This is a genomic window from Vibrio sp. 10N.222.55.C6 (genome assembly GCF_041473395.1).
GTDB classification, from domain to species: Bacteria; Pseudomonadota; Gammaproteobacteria; order Enterobacterales; family Vibrionaceae; genus Vibrio; species Vibrio crassostreae_C.
Genome location: NZ_JBFRSD010000526.1, coordinates 1 through 233, shown reverse-complemented (window position 1 = coordinate 233; position 233 = coordinate 1). Strand labels below are relative to the sequence as shown.

General features: G+C 46.8%; 1 protein-coding gene. It reads left to right on the top strand.

Going from position 1 to position 233, the window contains the following annotated elements; translation table 11 throughout:
* Positions 1–233, top strand: a 233-nt coding sequence (locus tag AB4486_RS24905) for a hypothetical protein (RefSeq protein WP_372119375.1), incomplete at both ends; no start/stop codon positions are given.

Sequence of the window (233 nt, the reverse complement as noted above, 5' to 3'; positions counted from 1 at the left end):
GCTCAATGCCTATCTCAATGAGACCGATACCTCCATCAACATCAGCAAGGTATCTCAAAGAGTCTCTAAGAAACGCTTACTGAGTGAGACCGCGCCTCAAGCCTTTACTCAAGAATATCTAGAACTAGTACCAGATTCAGACAACAGCTTTGGTGATGCACTGCTCGCAGACAGCTATCTCAAGCTGATTGGTTTGGAGGGCATTTTCCCGCAAGAGCGTATTCAACGCGCAT